Here is a 455-nt window from a genome sequence, read left to right on the forward strand (position 1 = left end):
GGGTCCCGGCGGCCGGCGGGTCGTCGGGCGGGGAGGCGCCGGGGTTCTCGGACGGCGCCTCGGGCGTGGGCTGCGGTGTTCCGGGCGGCTCGGGCGGGTTGTCCGTACCGGGCCCGGAAGGCTCGCCGGTGCCGGGCGGCGGCGCCTCGGAGTCACCGCCGTCGGGAGGCGTGGACGGCTCGCCCGCACCGGGCTCGGCGGGCTCCTCGGGGTCGTCAGGCTCGTCGGACGGCGCGGACCCGTCGGTGACCTCCACCCCGCCCGGGTCCGGCGGCTCCACCGGCACTCCGGCGACGCTTCCGGGATCGGCGCCGGGCGGCAGCAGCAACGAGCCCGCCGGGTCCTCCCCGGGGATCTCGATCAGCGGTACGAGCGGCGAACCGGGCCCCACCGCGGCCCCGGCGTCCTCGGGCGGCCGCGCGTCCCCCTCGGCGTCCTGGCGCTGCGGCGCGGTC

General features: G+C 81.1%; 1 pseudogene. It reads right to left on the reverse strand.

Annotated features, from left to right (window positions below):
- Positions 1-455, reverse strand: a pseudogene (locus tag LPA54_RS38420) (hypothetical protein); the annotation flags it as partial.

This window comes from Streptomyces sp. DH12 (genome assembly GCF_020873895.1).
Classification (GTDB): Bacteria; Actinomycetota; Actinomycetes; order Streptomycetales; family Streptomycetaceae; genus Streptomyces.